This is a genomic window from Bacteroides fluxus YIT 12057, assembly GCF_000195635.1.
In the GTDB taxonomy this organism is placed as follows: Bacteria; Bacteroidota; Bacteroidia; order Bacteroidales; family Bacteroidaceae; genus Bacteroides; species Bacteroides fluxus.
Genome location: NZ_GL882611.1, coordinates 85,874 through 103,242, shown reverse-complemented (window position 1 = coordinate 103,242; position 17,369 = coordinate 85,874). Strand labels below are relative to the sequence as shown.

Annotated in this window: 9 protein-coding genes; 5 read left to right on the top strand and 4 right to left on the bottom strand. The window is 48.1% G+C overall.

Annotation, left to right across the window (positions count from 1 at the left end; all coding sequences use genetic code 11):
• Positions 1–135: 135 nt before the first annotated feature.
• The 5 genes from HMPREF9446_RS02625 to uxuA all read left to right on the top strand — a co-directional run bounded on the left by HMPREF9446_RS02625 (position 136) and on the right by uxuA (position 9,970).
• The gene (locus HMPREF9446_RS02625; protein WP_009123847.1) at positions 136–2,796 is read left to right on the top strand and encodes a glycoside hydrolase family 2 TIM barrel-domain containing protein; all 2,661 of its coding nucleotides are present in this window, start codon (positions 136–138) and stop codon (positions 2,794–2,796) included.
• Positions 2,797–2,819: 23 nt separating this feature from the next.
• Complete coding sequence (locus HMPREF9446_RS02620) at positions 2,820–5,186, top strand: alginate lyase family protein (protein WP_009123846.1); 2,367 nt, start codon at positions 2,820–2,822, stop codon at positions 5,184–5,186.
• Between the two features lie 20 nt (positions 5,187–5,206).
• The gene (locus HMPREF9446_RS02615; RefSeq protein ID WP_009123845.1) at positions 5,207–7,633 is read left to right on the top strand and encodes a glycoside hydrolase family 2 protein; all 2,427 of its coding nucleotides are present in this window, start codon (positions 5,207–5,209) and stop codon (positions 7,631–7,633) included.
• Positions 7,634–7,803: 170 nt separating this feature from the next.
• Complete coding sequence (locus tag HMPREF9446_RS02610; RefSeq protein ID WP_009123844.1) at positions 7,804–8,613, top strand: SDR family oxidoreductase; 810 nt, start codon at positions 7,804–7,806, stop codon at positions 8,611–8,613.
• A 184-nt stretch (positions 8,614–8,797) separates the two neighbouring features.
• Positions 8,798–9,970: a mannonate dehydratase gene (gene uxuA, locus HMPREF9446_RS02605; protein ID WP_009123843.1), complete on the top strand. Its 1,173-nt coding sequence runs from the start codon at positions 8,798–8,800 to the stop codon at positions 9,968–9,970.
• A 237-nt stretch (positions 9,971–10,207) separates the two neighbouring features.
• On the opposite strand, the gene dcm is transcribed toward uxuA, so the two are convergent.
• From dcm to HMPREF9446_RS02585, 4 genes are all read right to left on the bottom strand, one after another.
• Positions 10,208–11,926: a DNA (cytosine-5-)-methyltransferase gene (gene dcm / locus HMPREF9446_RS02600; protein ID WP_009123842.1), complete on the bottom strand. Its 1,719-nt coding sequence runs from the start codon at positions 11,924–11,926 to the stop codon at positions 10,208–10,210.
• A 2-nt stretch (positions 11,927–11,928) separates the two neighbouring features.
• Positions 11,929–13,347: a Sau3AI family type II restriction endonuclease gene (locus HMPREF9446_RS02595; protein ID WP_216593942.1), complete on the bottom strand. Its 1,419-nt coding sequence runs from the start codon at positions 13,345–13,347 to the stop codon at positions 11,929–11,931.
• Positions 13,348–13,621: 274 nt separating this feature from the next.
• On the bottom strand, positions 13,622–15,847 hold the full coding sequence (locus HMPREF9446_RS02590; RefSeq protein ID WP_087943530.1) for a glycoside hydrolase family 3 C-terminal domain-containing protein: 2,226 nt from the start codon (positions 15,845–15,847) through the stop codon (positions 13,622–13,624).
• A gap of 263 nt (positions 15,848–16,110) precedes the next feature.
• Positions 16,111–17,361 carry a glycoside hydrolase family 5 protein gene (locus HMPREF9446_RS02585; RefSeq protein ID WP_039968314.1) on the bottom strand — a complete coding sequence of 417 codons (1,251 nt, stop codon included), beginning with the start codon at positions 17,359–17,361 and terminating at the stop codon, positions 16,111–16,113.
• Between the last annotated feature and the right edge of the window lie 8 nt (positions 17,362–17,369).

The following is a 17,369-nucleotide window of genomic DNA, read 5'->3' as shown; positions in this document are numbered from 1 at the left end:
TTATAGGTTTATTTTTCAAATCGAACAAGATTGTAAGTTCAGGTTCAGCTAAAGAGGCGGATAATTCCTTGTTTTTTTTCGATATCCGCCTCTTTTTAGTAGATTTGGCAGTGATTTCATTTATAACATATTACCATGAAAAAAGACAAAAACACATCCCGACAAAAAATCAGCCATTGGATGGCTGCAACAGCTTTATCCTTATTTATTCTATCACCTGCACACGCACAACATGAAACCCAAACCATCAACGACAGCTGGAAATTCCTGAAAGGCGAATGCACTTCCGCTGCGGACAGCGCTTTCAACGACAGCCAATGGGCAGACATCCACCTGCCGCATACCTGGAATACCGACGCCTATACGGAAAAGGACTATTATCGCGGAACTGGTTGGTACCGCCGCCGCATCACCCTCCCCAAAGATTGGGAAGGCAAACAGGTCTTTCTGAAACTGGATGCAGCCAGCAAGGCAGCCACCCTTTTCATCAACGGCAAAAACATAGGCGAACACGCGGGAGGATACACCGCCTGCACGTTCAATATCACTCCCTTCCTCTCTTTCCGTTCACCCAACGTCCTGGCTATCCGCGTGGATAACGCCCGAATGGACATTCCTCCCATCTCCGGAGATTTCACTTTTTTCGGTGGTATCTACCGGGATATGTGGCTCACTGCCGTACCCGACCAACATTTTAACTTAACCAACCACGGTTCGGACGGTATCTTCATCAGCACCCCCCAAGTGTCTGAGGAGAAAGCCACCCTCTCCATCCGCGGTGAGATTAAGAATGACGCCCGCGAAAAGGCAAACCTGGAACTCATCCATTCCATCTACCAACCGGACGGTACCCTGTTGCAGACACTAAAGAAGTCCATACAACTGAAACCCGGAGAGACCTACGCTTTCCAAAATGCAGCATCGCCCATCCTGTATCCCCGGTTATGGACTCCCGAAACACCTGCCCTCTACCGGATAGAAACCACCTTGCGTGACCGCAAGACTAAAGTGGTCCTGGACCAGAGCAACCATCACACCGGCTTCCGGTGGTTCCACTTCGATGCCGATAAAGGATTCTTCCTCAACGGAAAACCCTACAAGCTTCGCGGTATCTGCCGCCACCAAGACCAGAAACCCATCGGTGTGGCGCTGACCGACGAAATGCACCGCCGTGACATGAAACTGATGAAAGAGATGGGTGCCAACTTTATCCGTGTCTCCCATTACCCTCAAGATGATGCTCTCTTGGAGATGTGCGACAAACTCGGTATGCTGGCCTGGGAAGAAATCCCCATCATCGACATCGTGCCCGAGACTCCCGGATATGGAGACAATTGCGAACGTAACCTGCGCGAAATGATTCGCCAGCACTATAACCATCCCTCCATCATTGCATGGGGATACATGAACGAGATCTTGCTCGTAACCCAACGGAAATACAAAACCGAAGCCGAGTTGAAACCCGCCATAGAGCGTGCATCATCACTTGCCAAAAGGCTGGAAAAGGTACTCAAGGAGGAAGACTCTACGCGCGTCAGCACCATGGCATTCCATGGCAGCAACAGCTATAACGAGACCGGCATAAGCAACATCACCGATATCGTAGGATGGAACCTGTACCAGGGATGGTATGGAGGCGACGTCACTGGATTCGAGAAATACCTGGCACAACAACACCGGGACTACCCCACCCATCCGATGATTGTCAGCGAATACGGTGCAGGATCGGACAGGCGACTGCATTCACTTACCCCACGTGCGTTTGATTTCAGTATCGAGTACCAACAGAAATACCTTGAGCACTATCTTCCGGTACTGGAGAACACCCCTTACGTTTGCGGCGGTACCCACTGGAATTTCATCGACTTCTGTTCGGCCCTGCGCGACGAGTCCATGCCGCGCATCAATAACAAAGGATTGGTGTATGCCGACCGCACTCCTAAAGATGTATATTATTACTATCAAGCGGCCTGGCGTAAGGACATTCCCGTATTGCACATTGCCAGCCGTGACTGGACACACCGTAGTGGCGTACAGCAAGGAGATACCCCTGTCCTGTTGCCGGTAAAGGTATATTCCAATCTTCCCGAAGTAGAGCTTTTCATCGACGGGAAGTCCATAGGCAAGCAGCAAACAAAGAATTACACCGCCACCTTCGAAGTTCCATTCAGCAACAAGGAACCTCTTCTTCTGGCACAAGGCAACTATCAGGGAACGATGGTACAAGACGGTTTGAGAGTAAATTTCCGCCCGGTTCCTGCCCGACTGAATGCAACTAACCTAAAAAACCTGGAACTGGCCATAAATGTGGGAAGCCGGTGCTTCTTCACTTCCGACGAAAGCCAACTGACCTGGCTTCCCGACCAGCCTTATACACCCGGAAGTTGGGGATACATCGGCGGTGAGGAACAAGACACCAAAACTGAAATACACAACACTGCTGACGGCCCCCTGTTCCAGACCCTCAGAAACGGCATTGAAGGATACCGATTCGACGTGCCCAAAGGGGTCTATGAAATAGAACTCCTCTTCACGGATATCTTTCGCCAGAACTCCTCGGCAGCCTATCTGCTGGGACGTGACGGAGCACAAGAAAACCACGAGAGCGCATTTGGCATTTCCGTCAACGGAAGTCCCGTTGAAGAGAGCCTGTCACCCTGTAAAGAAAGCGGTTATTTCCATGCCCTACGGAAGAAATACATCGTCAACAACGAAGCGGACAGCCTTGAAATACGTTTCCAAGCCATCAGCGGCAAATGCTTCCTGAATGGCATCAAACTCCGTAATATTTACTAATCCATATAAAAAAGCAGAATATCATGAAACTGAAAGCAGTAAAATGGACACTCGCCATCTTGTTTCTGGCGCCCTGCACGCAGGCCCAGTCCATTTGGGACACGACACATCTTGCCAACGTAAAACAATCCATCGGGGAACCGTTCTACGCAACCGCCTATCAGGCACTGAAGGAGGAAGCAGACCAGACATTGGATACACAGCCCCTTTCCGTCATGATGAAGGAAAAGACACCAGCCAGCGGTGACAAGCACGACTACATGAGCCAGGCCCGCTATTATTGGCCCGACCCCACGAAACCTGACGGACTGCCCTACATCAACCGTGACGGTGTATCGAACCCGGAACTAAACAAGCTGGACCGCAACCGCCTTGGAGTAACCGCCAACCGCATCACGACCTTGGCACTTGCCTGGTATTTCAGTGGGGATGAGAAATATGCCCGGAAAGCAACCGAACTTATCCGCGTGTGGTTCCTCAACAAGGCTACCCGGATGAATCCCAACCTGGAATATGCACAGGTGACACCGGGGCACAACAATGATAAAGGCCGTTGCTATGGACTGATAGACACCTACTCTTTCGTAGAGATGCTGGATGCCGTCGCTCTGCTGGAACAGTCGAAATCCTTCACCGCCAAAGACAGCAAACAGCTGAAAGCGTGGTTTACCCGACTGACGGACTGGATGCTGACCAGCCAACAAGGCAAGGAAGAAGCTACCGGCGCCAACAACCACAGTGTAGCCTATGATGCACAAATCATAGCTTTTTCCCTCTACACCGGCAACAAAAAACAGGCACAAAGAGTCATTGACGCTTTCCCCGAAAGACGTATCTTCCCACAGATAGAACCCGACGGACGCCAACCGCACGAATTGCGCCGTACCCTCGCTTTCCACTATTCCCAATACAACTTGACACATTTCATTGACATCATGCTGATGGCAAAGAAACTGGGCAGCAACATTGACAACGCCACGTCAACCGATGGACGAAACTTCTACAAAGCCATGGATTTCCTCGCTCCATACGTGGGAAAAAGCCTCGTTGAATGGCCCTACCAGCAGATCAGCGGGTGGGAACACTCCCAGCAAAACCTCTGCAAGGACCTCTACCGTACAGCCACTTATCTGAACCCCGCACGCAAAGACTACCTACAACTTTACTATGCACACCGCATATTGGAACCGCAGGACAGTTTCAATCTTCTGTATGTAAAAGCTACCGAAACAGACCATGCCTATGCCTTTGCCGCCGGACAGCTGGAGCTGGCCATGAAATGTGCCGACAAGGCCAAAAAGGAAGAGAAGAATGCCGCCAAGCGCCGTGTCATCCCCCGAAGCATCCATAAGGACGGTTCACTGGCTATGATACATCCCCACGACTGGTGTTCGGGATTCTTTGCCGGTTCTTTGTGGCAGATGTACGCCTATACGCACAACGACTATTGGCGCCAGTCTGCCATCTCATGGACCTGGCCCATCGAAGAGTCCAAATGGCACAAAGGTACCCATGACTTGGGCTTCATGATGTACGACAGCTTCGGCAAAGCATACGAGTTGACCGGCGAACGTTCCTACCTGGACGTGGTGCTACAGAGTGCCCAAACATTGATTACCCGCTATAGTCCGAAAGTGAAAAGTATCCGGTCCTGGGACCACAACCGCGACAAATGGAAATATCCGGTCATCATCGACAATATGATGAACCTGGAAATGCTGTTCCGCGCTACCCAACTTACCGGAGACTCCGTTTACTGGAAAGTGGCCGTGAACCATGCCAATACAACGATGAAGAACCATTTCCGTCCGGACTACTCTTCTTATCACGTGGTAGATTATGATCCGGAAACAGGTGAAGTCCGCATGAAGTGTACCCATCAAGGTAATTCAGACGATTCGTTCTGGAGCCGTGGACAGGCCTGGGGACTATATGGATTTGCCATGTGCTACCGTTTTACAAAAGATCCCGCTTATCTGGAACAGAGCGAGAACATCGCCGATTTCTTCCTGAATCTGCCCAACATGCCGGCAGACGGTGTACCCTATTGGGACATGAAAATGGATATCATCAAGGACTGTACTCCCGAAAAGATCAATCCGGACGTGCCACGCGATGCTTCTGCCGCCGCCCTTATCGCTTCCGGACTTTATGAACTGTGCACGTATGTTTCTCCGGAAAAGGGAAAACAATACAAGACCGTTGCCGACAAAATCGTAAGCAACCTCCACAAGCACTACCAAGCAGCACCGGATACGCACTATGGCTTCCTGTTGCTCCACTCTACGGGACATCATCCCGGAGGAAGTGAGATTGATGTTCCTCTGAACTATGCCGACTATTTCTACTTGGAAGCATTGGCACGTAAAGAAGCGTTGAATATAAAATAGCAGCCTACATACCAAGCATTATGAGAACACTTCGAATCTTACTTAGTTTTCTGTTCAGCAGCCTGTTACTACAAGCATACGCACTCATTCCTACCGACAGTAAACAACGCCTTACAGAACATTGGGAGTTTATCCGGCAAGATATGGGAAGCATTTGGGAGGTGATGCGCCCCATTACCGGAGCCGGAAAGCCCGAAACCGTACCACTTTGGCAGGAAGTCACTCTCCCTCATTGCTTCAATGCGGAAGATGCCGTGGATCCGGACGTGAACTATTATCAAGGCCCCGGCTGGTACCGCACGACGCTCAACATAGACAACCCCTACAAAGGCGGACGTGTCTATCTGGAATTCGAAGGTGCGGGGCAAAAAACGGAAGTATATGTCTATACCACCCAAATAGCTTCCCATACCGGTGGCTACGATGAGTGGAAAGCAGATATTACAGATGCCGTGGAGCAGTTCCGCTCCAACCCGGTTTGCCGGGAACGCTTCGGTGGAAAGATACCCATAGCCATCCGTTGCGACAACAGCCGTGACACAGAAATGATTCCCTCCGATATGTCCGACTTCAATCTCTATGGTGGCTTGTACCGTTATGTCAACCTAGTCTATGTACCTGCCTTCCACCCGGAACGTATCCGCATCAACGCAAGTACGGATGAAAAGGGCCAACAGGGCGAGGTCTCCATAGAACTGCAAATGACCGAGCATGCACCTCAAAAGATGGACCTGCGGATTCTTTCACCCGAAGGCAAGGAAATAAAACAGGTATTACTCCCTGCACCTTCACAGGCGGCAGCTTCCTCCTGCCGATTCACCTTAAAGCGCCCGAAATTGTGGTCACCGGACTCTCCTAACCTCTATACCTGCATCATAGAAATCACAGGCAATGGAGATACGCTACGCACTACCGAACGTTTCGGATTCCGCCATTTCCGCTTTGAGGAAAAAGGTCCTTTCTACCTAAACGGCAAGCGTTTACTGCTACGCGGCACACACCGCCATGAAGACCATGCCGGAGTAGGTGCCGCACTCACTGAGGAAATGATGCGCACGGAAATGCAGCAAATCAAAACGATGGGTGCTAACTTTATCCGCCTGGGACATTACCAGCAATCGGATCTCATTCTCCGCCTTTGCGATGAATTGGGACTTCTGGTATGGGAAGAAATACCCTGGTGCCGCGGTGGACTCGGCGGGGAAAAATACCGGGAACAGGCACGGCGCATGCTTGCCAACATGATTAACCAACATCATAACCACCCTTCCATCATTCTCTGGGGAATGGGCAACGAGAACGACTGGCCGGGCGATTTTGAATCTTTCCACAAGGACAGCATACGCACCTTCATGAGCGAATTGAATGCCCTTTCCCACCGTCTGGACCCGACGCGCCCCACCGTCATCCGACGTTGTGACTTCTGCAAAGATATCGTAGATGTTTACTCCCCTACCATCTGGGCGGGTTGGTATGGACGCCGTTTCCGCGATTACCATGAAATGGAGGCAGCCGGAATGAAGGGCACTACCCGTTTTATACATGCCGAATGGGGAGGCGACAGCCATGCCGGACGCCATGCGGAAGAGCAAATCACCGCCAACCGCTCCTCCTTCGACATCGAAGCAGGCGATCGGAACGGCGACTGGAGCGAAAGCTACATCATCCGTCTCTTCGACTGGCACCTGAAGGAACAGGAAACCATGCCTTGGCTGACAGGAAGCGCCTTCTGGACATTCAAGGACTTCTCCACGCCATTACGCCCGCAGAATCCCATACCTTATGTCAACCAGAAAGGGGTGGTACAACGCGACGGCACTCCCAAAGAAAGCTATTACGTCTTCCAGTCCTATTGGAGCAACCTACCGATGCTGCATATCTACGGACATACCTGGCCCGTACGTTGGGGCAAACCTGAGGAAACCAAAGAAATCCTTGTCTATTCCAACTGCCCCGAAGTGGAACTGTTCGTCAACGGCGTTTCACAGGGACGGAAGAAACGCAACTGCCAGGACTTTCCGGCAGCCGGCTTCCACTGGAATGTGGTACTGAAAGAGGGTGACAATGATATTGAAGCTACCGGGTATCACGGCAAGTTCCGTCTCAACGACAAAATCCAACAGGTCTATCAGACACAAACTTGGGAAAAACCGGCAGAAATACGCCTTACACAAACCGCGCTTGATCCGGAAACCGTACTTGTACAGGCGGAATTGGTGGATAAGAACGGTGTACGTTGCCTGGATGCCCGTAACTTTATAGAATTCGGCTGTACAGACAGCAAAGCACTGCTCCGGAATCAAGGAACCGCCAGGGGGTCAAGCCGCATACAAGCTGCCAACGGATTGGCAAGTATCTGCGTCAGCAAAAGAAATGCACCGGTTGTCGTCAGTGCCTGCGACAGCAAGCGCACGCTAAAAAGCGCCTTCATTTCCATTGCCCGATAATACAAGCAACGTACAATCGTATTCAATTTCGCCAAAAATGTATTTTTATGCCAGTATTGAACATTTAGATAATTTTTATACGTAATTAGATAAGGGGTGGCACAGATTAATCCGTATTTTTGCAGAGTTGATTAATAAAAACACAGAGTAATTAATTTAAATAACGAATCATGAAAAACTTATTTGACATCAAGGGGAAAGTTATCGTCCTCACTGGCGGTTGCGGTATTTTAGGAAAAAGCATTGCCAACTATCTGGCAGAGCAAGGTGCTAAAATTGTAATTCTGGACCGGGTGGAAGAACTCGGAAAACAACTGGAAACCGAACTCAACCAGAAATCCGAAGCTCTGTTCCTGGTAACTGACGTACTGAACAAAGAAGTACTGGAAGAAAACAAAAAAGCCATCCTCCAACGTTTCGGCACCATCGACATCCTGCTGAACGCTGCCGGAGGAAATATGCCGGGCGCCACTATCGCACCGGACAAGACTGTACTCGACCTAGACGTAGATGCCTTCAAGAAGGTAGTTGACCTCAACCTTTTCGGTACAATCCTGCCCACTATGGTCTTTGTAGATGTAATGGCAAAAAACAAGAAGGGCGCCATCGTGAACTTCTGTTCCGAATCAGCGCTCCGCCCGCTAACCCGTGTGGTAGGCTACGGCTCTGCCAAGGCAGCCATCGCCAACTATACCCGCTATATGGCTACGGAACTGGCAACCAAGTTCAGCCCCGAACTGCGTGTCAATGCCATCGTTCCCGGTTTCTTGCTGACTAACCAAAACCGTGCATTGCTCACCAATGAAGACGGTTCTTACACAGACCGTGCCAAGACCATCATTGCCCATACCCCTTGCGGGCGTTTTGCCGAACCCGAGGAATTGTTCGGTACGATTCACTACCTCATCAGCGATGCTTCCAGCTTTGTAACCGGAGCATTGTCTGTTGTAGATGGCGGCTTCGACGCTTTCTCCATTTAAGGGCCTAACCCCTCTCCGAAAGAGAGGGGAACTTAAGTAGTACGGATATCTACTTAAGAATGAGTAAGGAGAAAAGTCAATTAAGACGGAAAGACCCAAAAAACGAAACAATAATAACCCCACCCACCTCTCTCCCCTCTCTTTCGGAGAGGGACCGGGGGGTGAGGATTTAATTTCATACATTATGGTATTATGTGAACAAACCTGGCGCTGGTATGGTCCTAATGACCCCGTAAGCCTCTGGGATATTAAGCAAGCCGGAGCTACCGGCATCGTCAATGCCCTCCACCACATTCCCAACGGTGAAGTGTGGACAGTGGAAGAAATCATGAAACGGAAAGAAATGATTGAGGCCGTTGGCCTGCGTTGGTCCGTAGTAGAAAGTGTACCTGTACACGAACACATCAAGACCCAGACAGGAGACTTTCAGAAATACATCGACAATTATAAGGAAAGCCTTCGCAACCTTGGTCAATGCGGTGTCAATATTGTGACTTACAACTTCATGCCTGTACTGGACTGGACTCGTACAGACCTTGCTTATGAACTGCCCGATGGTAGCCGCGCCCTCCGTTTCGAACGTGCGGCCTTCATTGCTTTCGATCTCTTCCTGTTGAAACGCCCCGGTGCCGAAGCAGAGTATTCGGAGGAAGAGAAGGCAAAGGCAAAAACCCGTTTCGAACAAATGACAGAAGCCGACAAACAATTGTTGATCCGCAACATGATTGCCGGCCTGCCCGGTTCGGAAGAAAGCTTCACGTTGGAACAATTCCAGAAAGAGCTGGACCGTTACAAAGACATCACCCCCGAAAAACTTCGTGCCAACTTGATTTATTTCCTCAGTGAAATATGTCCTGTTGCCGATGAAGCCGGCGTAGAGTTGGTTATCCATCCGGACGACCCTCCCTGCTCTATCCTGGGCTTGCCACGTATTATGAGCTGTGGTGCCGACTTCCAGGCTCTCATTGATGCCGTACCCAACAAGAGCAACGGCCTTTGTCTCTGCACCGGTTCTTTGGGCGTAAGCAGCGCCAATGACTGTGCCGCCTTGATGGAGCAGTTCGGTGACCGCATCAACTTCGTTCACCTGCGCAGCACACAACGCGACGCCGAAGGCAACTTCTACGAGGCCAACCACCTGGAAGGCAACGTGGATATGTTTCATGTGATGAAAGCCTTCCTTGAACTGCAACAACGCCGTAGAGTCTCCATCCCTATGCGTCCCGACCACGGACATCAGATGGTGGATGACCTGAAGAAGAAAACCAACCCCGGATACTCCTGCATCGGACGTCTGCGCGGATTGGCAGAACTTCGCGGACTGGAAATGGGAATAGCCAAATTGCTGTACGAATAAGACTCAAAATGTGACAAGTACAAAAAAGAAAAGGAAGCTCTCCCCATTCTAAACTTACGAATAATGGACGGAAGAGCTTCCTTAATAAAGAGCTATCCAAACCCAACCTAAAAACTAATAACTTACAGAGAAACAGCACTAGCTTAGTCTCATCCTATATAAAATCTATACTATCCTTATAAAACAAATATATTAAGGACAAAATAACAAGAAACAGCGAATAACAAACATTTCAAATCATCCAATCACTCGACCTAAAACAGTATCTGTATATGTATTGAATATAGCGAGTTTGATAGGCTTATATTCAGGCAGACTTTCCAAGAATTCCAACTCCAATACCAATCTCGGTTCAGTATCCCTACTTTCTTTATAAATTTCCGCCTTGCTTCCAATTCGAGCTATACGGATAAGATAGAGGTCACGAACCCCCTTACCTTTTATATATGGCATAAAATAGTAAAGCTTATTCAGAGAAATAGTAGACGGAAAAGATTTTGTCTTCCCTGTATAATATATCTTTGTGGGGATTCCATTCAAAAAATAATCTTGATTGTCCAATTTGACCAAACCAATAAGAAGACGCTTCGTTCCATCAAGGAGATATGTTTTCTTTGGAGCATTTACAACAATCTTTTTCGTGTCCTCAGTAAACAGATTTAAATCCAACATCGGATGTGCATCACGTTGTATATAAATAGGACGTGAAGACATGGGAGCTTCGTCATAAATGAACCGATAAAGGCTTTTCCCTATTTGTTCAACAATGCCACATACAAGTGCATTCCCCATGAGAAAAGCACGACGCCCATCCGAAACTTCAGGATGAAATGTATGATTATCGGGAAACATATTCAACCGTTCCAATTCAATGGGGATGAGGCGACGAAATCTCCCGGAAGGGGTCTGTACCACATGTTTGAAACGAGACGGAGCAGCCCCTCCTTCGCCAGTAATCATCGTACGCGACGGTTTATCCAAGCAATCGGGGAAAGCCATTCCTCCTTCAGAAAAGACATACTCATATCCCTCCTTAGAAACACGACTTATTTTTTTCGCACCTTTCTCGTATTGCCATTTAGACAAATCTTCTTCAGAAATAAAGAAATCTTCCGGAACAAATTCTTCACTGACCAGATTATCGCCTAATGTCTGGAAAATGCCCTCATACATAGCTATAGCATCTGCAGAAAACACATGCCGATCCATCATCATACCTGCATTGCCAAAAGGGCTTTCTCCCTTTTCTTGATTGAAAGTAGCCGAAATCTCCTGGACACTCCCCTCAATATCAAAGACGGATAACGTCTTCTCTTTTTGTTTGAAAGGAAAAGATTGAGCCATTACCCCATCATATAGTACCCAATCTTCCATTCCTTCAACACGATTTGCCACGACCGAACCCTTGCGATACCCCACAATATAAGTCCGACGACGACGCTGCGGCATCCCATAATCAGCTGCATTAATTACCCGCCATTCCACCATATAACCAAGGTCGGACAACGACGCAAGAATAATGGCAAAATCACGCCCCCGTTGGGTTGCGGGAGAGTTTATCAGCCTATCTACATTTTCAAAGAAAAGATAATCAGGGCGTCTCTCGCCTTTTTCATCAAGAATACGGTAAATCTGCCACCACAACACACCTTTTTTCCCTTCAATGCCGCCGGAACGGCTCAAAGTGGCAGCCACAGAATAGTCCTGACAAGGAAAACCACCTACCAAAAGGTCATGATCGGGAATCTCCTTCGTCGGTACCGTATTTATATCACGATTCGAATGCCCTTTACTGCCGAAACGGGCTTTATACACCAATGAAGCATCTTGGCGTTTGGTCGATGGTTCCCATTGATTATTCCAGATGGTTTGATAAGCATCCGATGCACCTTCCAAGCCAATCCGAAAGCCTCCTACACCCGCAAAAAGTTCTACAACACGTATCTGATTACTCATTTTTACCGTTTTTCATTCTGTCTTTGTTCTACAATTTCTCTTAGGTAATCATTATTAAACCAATAGCAAAACTTCTTTGCCCCCTTCCCGTCAGGTGTAGGTGCAATGTCTTTTGCCTTTTGAGCTTTTGGTCGTACATGAAATTTTTTCCTATCGCAAGCTTTCCACCAATAGTCCTCTGAGATATGGCTCTCCAATATATTCTTCTTGATATGTTCCCAATATACCTCAGCACATTCCAAGTCAGATTGAGGCATAGTCCAAAAGAAAACGTCATCAAGCTCATAATCTTCTTTCCCTTTATGCTGTTCTCTAAAAACAACGAATAAAAATCGACTTGAATATAGCTCATAGAGCCTAGATTCATACCAATTATCGCATTCGGCAACCTCCATATAGTCAATATTCTCAAACGACATGGCTTCTTTAATAATACCACTGGCCTGTACCCGAACAGTCTTCATCATAAGCCCGGCCTTCAGAAACTCTTCAGAACGGTTGACATTTGAGCATTTACCAGATGCAACAACAGCATTGGCAATCATTGCAAATTTATTCTTTGGATTATTTGAAAGATTAACATTCTTATCCTTGGCAATAACCTCATAGTTCTTACCTATATACGATTTGAAACGTTTTAAGACAATCTCATCAAAACTATTTTTACTCAGGTCCTGAGAAGTAAGCAATGACTTCTTGGGCAATCCAAAATTAGCCACAGCCTTTTCGCCTACATTCACAACATACTGCAAAACAGTACGCATATAGGCCATTTTCAAACTGAAAGCACGTCGTGGAGCGTTAATTCCCGAATTCGGTTGTTCCATCAAACTATCTCCTTTTTGTCCTTTCCGGCAAGCCCCAAGATACATCGTATCACCTTCGGATAACAAATGTGCCTCACCACGTCTAACCTTATCTACAATCAACTCATAATCATGTCGAATAATCAACAAGTCCTTCTCTGGAAGTTTCCATAATACAGAAAAGACAAATTCCAAATCCAGATTATCATATCCCTTACGATATAAATAGAACAATAACAACATCAATTGACATTTGAGATAAAAATGCGAATGTTCAAAATCTTCATTTACAATATCGCAATAGTTTATCATATTACAAACAAGGCGTTCCTTGACAAGATAGTCTTTATTCTTTCCGAGCTTTAAGGGAGTACATTTCAACTCCATTCCAGCCTGCGAAAAATCCGCTTCGGGATTATTATTGGTCTCAAGTAAAAAATAAAGGTTCTCGACCATTTGACCAATTCCCCCCTTACCTTTTTTATGTATATATCCCTCACCTGCAAATTCGCGCAGTGTTTTACCTAACAGACCCTTGCTATATTCAAATATACTAGCAGCATTTGTAGCATCGTATGGTAGCGCATTCTCTTCCGGACAACTGATACAATTCATGTTACTAACCATGAGAAATCTTTTGATTTTATATGAGTGAAAACCTTAGTCATTATAGACGAAGCATGCAAAATTAGAGGAATTTTAGCAATTACCTACTATAACTCACCTATTTCTTTACCTATATGATTCAGATTTCAACAGAATTATCTTGTTCACTAAAACATAGACGATATATAGAAAAGAAAAACGCAGAGGCACAAAGGGACTCTGTACCCTAATGTCTCTGCGTTCAATTATTCTAGTATTATATACACAAAAACAGCAACCTACATTATTTCAATTCAAAAGGAACTACCCCCTTGATATCAGCTGCCGAAGCGGCAATGATGGCTTCAAACTTACCCGGTTCGGCCACCCATGCATGTTGTGCGTCATCAAAAAAGCTCAAAGCTTCCTTGTCAATAGTAAAGACTACTTCCTTTGACTCGCCCGGAGCCAATTTTATCTTCCGGAAACCCTTCAATTCCTTAACAGGACGTGGCAGAGAAGATTTCTTGTCGCTGATATACATCTGGACGACTTCCTGTCCCTCACGGCTTCCCACATTCTTGACCGTCACCTTTACAGTCAGAGTACCGTCAGCCTGCATCGTCTTGCTGTCGGCTACGGGCTTGCCATATTCAAAAGTGGTATAGCTCAAACCGTGGCCGAAGGGGAACAACGGTTTCACCTTCTTCTGCTTATCGGCCCAACGGTAGCCTACAAAGATACTTTCATTGTATTTGATGTCGATGATGTCCTTGCTCCGCTTGCCGGTATATTCACCCAGACTGTGAGCCGGGCAATCCTCCAACTTCACAGGGAAAGTAAACGGAAGTTTACCGCTGGGATTCACATCACCCATGAGAATGGCGGCAAGGGCGCTACCGGCTTCGGAACCCAGATACCAGTCCTGTACGATAGCAGGCACTTCGTTCACCCAAGGCATGGCGATAGCGTTGCCGGAGATGTTGACAACAATCAAATTCTTGTTCGCCTTTGCCAGTGCAGAGATAACGGTATCCTGACCGTAGGACAAACCCAGACCTTCACGGTCGGAATCCTCGCAATCCTGGCCGTTGCTCTTGTTCAAGCCACCGATGAAGATTACATAGTCGGCATCCTGGGCTTCTTTCACGGCTTCGGCTATCAACTCCTCGGGAGTGCGGTCGTCCTTCAGATTCTGTCCCGTCACCACACCGTTGTATTCACCGCTTGCATCACCCACGTAGCCACGGGCATAGACCACCTTGGCCTTGCCTGCCACACGCTGTCTGATGCCGTCCAGCGGAGAGAGTTCGCGTTGCACCTTCAGGGAAGAACTGCCACCGCCTACAGTCATCATCTTGACGGCATTCTCACCCACAACAACAATCTTTTTAGCCCGGTCCAGGTCTATCGGAAGCACATTGCCCTTGTTCTGCAACAATACGATTCCTTCTTCACCGATGCGGCGGGCAGCCTCGTAATGCTCCGGAGAAAGCATGCTTCCCCACGGACGGTCGGGATTCATCACCGTACGGAAGATAAGGCGCAGGATACGACGTACCTTGTCGTCCAGTTCCTTGGTACCTACTTTACCCTCGCGGATAAGTTTCAAATAAGGATTTGCCAGATAATAATTGTCGTATGCATTACTGGCACCGTTTGAAAGCCCGTTAGTCCAACTGCCGAATTCCATATCCAGCCCGTTGGCAATGGCCTGCCGGGTATCATGCGTACCTCCCCAGTCGGAAACGACTACGCCATCGAAGCCCCATTCGCCTTTCAATATATCGTTTAATGTGTATTGGTTGTGACAAAGATGTTGGCCTTTGTAAAGGTTGTAAGCACCCATGATGCTCCATGCTCCGCCTTCCTGCACAGCCATCTTGAAAGCAGGCAGATAGATTTCATAAAGGGCACGGTCATCTACAATCACGTTGGTATTGTGGCGGTTTACTTCGTGGTTGTTCAAGGCGAAGTGTTTCACGCAAGCGGCAACGCCATTCTGCTGTACGCCCCGGATATAGGGCACCACCATCTTTCCGGCCAGGTAAGGGTCTTCGCCCATATACTCAAAGTTGCGTCCGTTAAGCGGTGTACGGTAAATATTGACACCAGGACCCAGCAAGACCGACTTGTTGCGGTAGCGTGCCTCTTCACCGATGCTCTGTCCGTAAAGGAGGGACATTTCGGGGTTCCACGTTGCTGCCAGGCAGGTCAGGGCGGGGAAAGCCACGCAGGAGTCGTTAGTGCATCCGGCCTGTTCCCACTCGTCCCACAGCACATCGGGACGTATGCCGTGGGGACCATCGTCCGTCCATACATCGGGAATGCCCAGACGGGGCACACCTGCACTGCTGAACTTGCTTTGCGCATGGGTCAGCTTCACTTTCTCTTCCAGGGTCAGACGGCTCAAGGCGTCTTCCACTCTTTCTTCAATAGGTTTGCTTGCGTCCAGATAGACGGGCTTCTGCTGGGCCGAAAGAGGCAGTGCGGCAGCAGCCAGAGCCAAACCCAATAATGCTTTTTTCATTGTCATATAATTAAATTATTATGTTAGCCATCAAAATCAGTTCATGCCATCAATAATTTCCGGCATACAAGGGAACAGGACTTACCCCTGCACACATAGGGAGTGAAGTCCTTACAGTCGTAGGGTGAGTACCCATAGCATACTGTGTTTTTAGGCACTTAATCCTACGGTGTGTACCGTTCAATCCCTACCTCTTCCATACCAATTCCCGGAGTTTCATTTTCCGGGAATTTATACGGACTGCTGCGCCGGCGCAGCGCTTGCTACTTCATCCCCAATGACTGGATATACCCCTCTTGAACCACACAATTCTTCAGTTTGCATGCCTCGATGAAGTCCATCATCGCCTTGCGAGCCATGGCCTGCTCGGGACGTGCCTCACGGATTTCTTTGTACGTGGCACGCGGTGCTTCGGAGAAATATACAATATTCGCCCAGTTTTCCGGCGGAGTGATTCCTACGAACGAAGAACCATCCATTTTCTTATACGGCCAGAAGGTATAGCCGATGTTATTGTCACGCATAGTCTGGCAGAAAGCAGCCTGCCATTCATTCGTGTTGTGGCCGATTTCGCCCATATACATCGGCAGGTTCACACTGTCGCGGAAGTTGATAAAGTTCTGAATGGCCGCCGGAGTAGGTTCACCCCCATAACGGTGGCAGGTGTACATGATCTTGTCATCAAACTTAGAGTCATTGAATGGCTTGAAGTTACCGTTCCACTGCGAGCCGCCCAAAAGAACAATATGGTTCTTATCCACCTCGCGGATGGCAGCTACCCCCTTCTTATACACGTCTTCCAACTTTCCGTTGAGTTCTTCCATATTCTCAAAATAAGGAGCGATGGGCTCGTTGAACAACTCATAGCCAAGGATTACCGGCTCATTTTTGTAACGGTCCGCTATTTTGCGCCAGATGTCGCAGTACAACTGCTGGCTGGCTTCACTGTCAAACAGCCACGGATAGCCATAACTGTCATCAATATTGTCACCCGTCTGACCGCCGGGAGCATCGTGCATATCGAGGATGAGATACAAGTCGGATTCACGGCACCAGTTTACAAGGCTATCCACACGGGCAAATCCGTCTTGATTGACCGTCAGTCCCATATAGTCCTCGTCTGTAAACAATTTGTAATGGAAAGGAAGGCGAATGGTATTGGCTCCCGTACTCTTGATGAAACGGATATCCTCACGGGTCACGTAATTATCCTTGAATGCTTTCCAGAATTCGGCAGTAAAGTCCGGTCCCACCAGCTGGCAGAACATCTCGTTGATGAAACGTCCCGAATTGGTCTTGTTGAACTTGAACATATAACCTTCCGGATTCAGCCAGTTGCCCAAGTTGGTTCCCATAATGAAAAGCTTCGAGCCGTCCGGTTTTATCAAGTCCGGTCCTTGAATGGTTACAAAGGCAGCGGACGTCACTTGTTCCTCTGCTTTCTTCTCGCTACATCCCATCACGCCCAATGACAGTAGGGCTACGGAAATAGTTGTCGCTAATAAATTTTTCATGGTAATTT

What these genes read in the sequence shown, in the direction of transcription:
- HMPREF9446_RS02625 (WP_009123847.1), top strand. Translation starts at nt 136, where the DNA reads ATGAAAAAAGACAAAAACACATCCCGACAAAAAATCAGCCATTGGATG.
- HMPREF9446_RS02620 (WP_009123846.1), top strand. Translation starts at nt 2,820, where the DNA reads ATGAAACTGAAAGCAGTAAAATGGACACTCGCCATCTTGTTTCTGGCG.
- HMPREF9446_RS02615 (WP_009123845.1), top strand. Translation starts at nt 5,207, where the DNA reads ATGAGAACACTTCGAATCTTACTTAGTTTTCTGTTCAGCAGCCTGTTA.
- HMPREF9446_RS02610 (WP_009123844.1), top strand. Translation starts at nt 7,804, where the DNA reads ATGAAAAACTTATTTGACATCAAGGGGAAAGTTATCGTCCTCACTGGC.
- uxuA (WP_009123843.1), top strand. Translation starts at nt 8,798, where the DNA reads ATGGTATTATGTGAACAAACCTGGCGCTGGTATGGTCCTAATGACCCC.
- dcm (WP_009123842.1), bottom strand. Translation starts at nt 11,926, where the DNA reads ATGAGTAATCAGATACGTGTTGTAGAACTTTTTGCGGGTGTAGGAGGC.
- HMPREF9446_RS02595 (WP_216593942.1), bottom strand. Translation starts at nt 13,347, where the DNA reads ATGAATTGTATCAGTTGTCCGGAAGAGAATGCGCTACCATACGATGCT.
- HMPREF9446_RS02590 (WP_087943530.1), bottom strand. Translation starts at nt 15,847, where the DNA reads ATGAAAAAAGCATTATTGGGTTTGGCTCTGGCTGCTGCCGCACTGCCT.
- HMPREF9446_RS02585 (WP_039968314.1), bottom strand. Translation starts at nt 17,361, where the DNA reads ATGAAAAATTTATTAGCGACAACTATTTCCGTAGCCCTACTGTCATTG.